We start from the raw sequence: 3572 nt of genomic DNA, 5'->3' as shown, positions 1-3572 counted from the left end.
CTTCTATGACCGGAGATATAAACGAGAATTCTCTGAGATGCACCGATTTTACGACCGCCTGTTAGGGGACAACAGTTAATTTACCTGATTTTGGGCTTAACCGAGAAGTATTGGCTCCACATCTGTTTTAGCTCAACCCAGACAGACAGTGCAAAACCTACGCAATGGAGAATATTTTTATGGAGAATCCTCGACGCCCAATCGATCAGGCGAGAGATATATAGTTTTTCGCAAAACTGGACGAACAATTACAGGGCGTGACTACCGCGAACAAACAGATGAATGGGAATGTTTTAGAGGTACAGTTAGCCGCAACAGCATTACTAACATAACAGCCGCCAGCTCTCAAGAAAGCGACGAGATAAGTCAATTAGAATTTTACCCAACTAGACCAAAAGATCTAAGTCAACTTTCTCCGATTAGAGCTAACCGATTACCCAGTAAGGCTAGAGAAAATTTACAATTCTGCACCCAAGTATTTAAAAATAGGCGGTGATGCGTAAAATAGCTACCCAGCGGCTTGCTGTGTGGGAAAGGCAAGTTCACCCAACTACAGAAGGTATGCGTTATAGCTAACCCAAGCGAGGGCGATCGTACCCTGTAATACTGCGCTGCCGCAGACTGGCGATCGCAACACATTTCGTTGAGATTGGTTAGAGGCGTTTATGTTGTTGACGCGATCGCAACACGCTTTTAGGGAAAAATTGCGATGTTTCTACTTTTAAACCATAAACCTGTGACTTAAAGGCAAGCTTTTCCTTTAAGTCACAAGTATAGCCCGTTGGCTGCGACCAGCTAACTGCTAGGTGTGCGAGGATATCATAATCGTTAATAAAGCTTCCATCTTAAAAACCAGCTTTTAATAATATTCTAAGTATAAATCTCTATTGACAATAATATAGTAAGTTTGGTAGCTAGCTTTATCTATGTTATAGTATAAATAACCACTGCGATCGCCGAGCAAGAGAGATACGGCAATAGGTTTTTCTTTCCCTTCTGTAAAGGTCAATTAAGAGGGGATACTCTGACAATAACACTAAGATAAAAACCAAATATTTAGTCAGCTATCTATGCAAGTAGGTAGCCCTGAATTCTGCTGGGTAAACCAGTTATTTATTAGGTTGAGTAGTAAATGAAAATTAAAGCATTAGATATTCAAGTTGGTAATCGCATTGTTGCTTACTGCAACAATAAAATGCAAATTTGTACGGTGAAACACATCTTAGATCCTGGTCAGAATAACATCACACTATCAGTCTCTACATCTGAGCATTCCCGAAACGCAATTAAGCGCGTGGTTCGGTTTAACCAAGATGCTTTGGTTACTCTGGAAAGCTAAAAATCTACTTTTAAACCTAAGTAGAGATAGCTTAGGCAGGAAGCAATACTGTGTTAATAATGTGGATAACACCGTTATCAGCAGCAACATCTGCTGTTGCGACTTTGGCATCATCCACCTTGACGCCGCCATTGGAAGCGTTAATTTTCACATCTGAACCTTCAACTGTGGTAGCTGACTTAAGCTTCACCACATCATTAGGGTGGGCATTGCCCACCCTACGTCTTTAATATTCAGGAACTGAAGGATCGATTTCTCGACTCCAAGCGGTAATTCCACCCTTCACATTAGTGCCTTCAATTCCAGCTTGTTTCAAAATGCCCAGCGCCTTTGCAGAACGACCGCCCAGCTTGCAGTGTGCAATCAAGCGATGACCGTTAAGCAATTCTTTAACCTTCTCAACACCAGGGCCATTTTCAATATCTGGTAACGGCACTAATACTGAGCCAGGAATCTTAGCAATGTCGTACTCATTGGGATTGCGGACATCAAGCAGCACGAAATCATTTGCGCCGCTATTTATTAATTCCTGCAATTCCTTAACTGTCATTTCTGACATTTCCATCTGCTGTTTAGCCTCCTCAGCCTTAGCTTGGGTAATACCGCAGAATTGTTCGTAATCGATTAACTTTTCAATTACGGGGCGTTCTGGATTTGGACGCAGCTTTAACTCCCGGAACTTCATGTTTAGGGCATCATAAAGCAACAATCGCCCGCTCAAAGTATTACCTTGACCGAGAATAATTTTTACCGTTTCTGTTGCTTGAATTACACCGATAATTCCTGGCAAAATTCCCAGCACGCCGCCTTCAGCACAGGAGGGAACCATTCCCGGTGGTGGTGGTTCTGGATAAAGGTCGCGGTAGTTGGGGCCACCTTCGTAGTTAAATACAGTAGCTTGCCCTTCAAATCGATAGATGGAACCGTAGACGTTGGGTTTATTCAACAACACGCAGGCATCGTTAACAAGATAACGGGTGGGGAAGTTGTCGGTTCCATCTACTACGATGTCATAAGGCTTAATGATATCGAGGGCGTTTTCAGAACTTAGACGAGTTTCGTACAAGTCTACTTGGCAGTAGGGGTTAATTTCCAAAATCCGTTCTTTGGCAGATTGGATTTTTGGTTTGCCTACCCAAGACGTGCCGTGAATAACCTGACGTTGCAGGTTGGAAGTGTCCACGACATCGAAATCTACAATGCCGATGCGTCCGACACCCGCGGCGGTGAGATAAAGCAGGAGGGGTGCGCCAAGTCCACCCGTACCCACGCACAGTACGCTGGCGGCTTTGAGGCGCTTTTGCCCTTCGAGTCCGACTTCTGGCAGGATTAGGTGGCGAGAGTAGCGTTCGTAGTCGTCTTTTGTCAGCTGGATTTCATCCAGGTTAGGGTTGAGCATGGCGATCGCATAGAGGAGTGAGGACTAAGTATATTACATCCTTTATGCCTTTGTGTCTTAGCGTTTTTTAGGATAAATTTTCAATTTCTTCTGGGTGGAACTGGTGGGCTTCGTCAAGTATCCAGCTTTGATGTGCATCCACTTTCCCTTGTTGCACAGACACAATAATATACGAGTACACTGGCCAAGCACACGCCCGATCGAATTCAGAGGGAATGGCTGCGTGGTCTGGATGAGAGTGGTATATTCCCACAATCTGAAGCTGGCGATCGCGTGCTTCCCGTTGTGCTTTTAGCATATCTTCGGGTGCGATCGCGTATCTGTCTCGCTTGCTAGCACCTAGTTTATCCGAACCTGCAATCCCCTGGAATGTCTCATATGCTTCGTCGTTCCAACTGTTTTTGGTTGCCCAAACTTCTACGACAGTTTTAGTATCTTCATCGATATTCCCCAGCATTAAGCCGCAGCACTCTTCTGGGTACGTGCTTTCTGCGTGGGTGATGATATTACGGAGATGGTGAGAGTAAATTTTGATAGTCACAAATACACAGCAATAGTTAAATTATGGCTTGACGTATAGCATCCCGCTTTTCTTGAATTAGGCACAATTCTATGAATGCGCTACCCCAATTGCAAGCAAAGTGCGATCGCTACAAACCTAAAGCAAAAACAGCGGGGGTTTCTCACTGCGAAAGTAAGCTCCTGGCTGCGATGAATATTATATAGCGTTTCTCAAGTGGGTGAGGAACAATAGCAGCAATGAGTAAACCAGTTGTACATATCTAGCTCGTCAATTTGCTCGAAGGCAGTTGAAATGGCCTCCGCCAGCGATTG

4 protein-coding genes are annotated in these 3572 nt (G+C 44.3%); 1 reads left to right on the top strand and 3 read right to left on the bottom strand.

All coding sequences use genetic code 11. The features are described 5' to 3' along the window. Positions 1-148 precede the first annotated feature (148 nt). A complete protein-coding gene (locus H6F77_RS00100) occupies positions 149-496 on the top strand; it encodes a hypothetical protein (protein ID WP_190484043.1) in 348 nt (115 codons plus the stop codon). An 874-nt stretch (positions 497-1370) separates the two neighbouring features. On the opposite strand, the gene H6F77_RS27650 is transcribed toward H6F77_RS00100, so the two are convergent. The 3 genes from H6F77_RS27650 to H6F77_RS00085 all read right to left on the bottom strand — a co-directional run bounded on the left by H6F77_RS27650 (position 1371) and on the right by H6F77_RS00085 (position 3279). Next, on the bottom strand, positions 1371-1556 hold the full coding sequence (locus H6F77_RS27650) for a fasciclin domain-containing protein (RefSeq protein WP_309228775.1): 186 nt from the start codon (positions 1554-1556) through the stop codon (positions 1371-1373). A gap of 9 nt (positions 1557-1565) precedes the next feature. Beyond that, positions 1566-2738, bottom strand: a complete 1173-nt coding sequence (moeB, locus tag H6F77_RS00090) for a molybdopterin-synthase adenylyltransferase MoeB (RefSeq protein ID WP_190484041.1) — start codon at positions 2736-2738, stop codon at positions 1566-1568. A 67-nt stretch (positions 2739-2805) separates the two neighbouring features. Further along, on the bottom strand, positions 2806-3279 hold the full coding sequence (locus H6F77_RS00085; RefSeq protein WP_190484038.1) for a M67 family metallopeptidase: 474 nt from the start codon (positions 3277-3279) through the stop codon (positions 2806-2808). Between the last annotated feature and the right edge of the window lie 293 nt (positions 3280-3572).

Source organism: Microcoleus sp. FACHB-831 (assembly GCF_014695585.1).
Classification (GTDB): Bacteria; Cyanobacteriota; Cyanobacteriia; order Cyanobacteriales; family FACHB-T130; genus FACHB-831.
Note: the sequence above shows the minus strand (reverse complement) of the source record. Positions and strands in the feature narration are given on the sequence as shown.

Excerpts from the sequence above, each read along its gene's own strand:
- moeB (WP_190484041.1), bottom strand. The coding sequence starts at position 2,738 with ATGCTCAACCCTAACCTGGATGAAATCCAGCTGACAAAAGACGACTAC.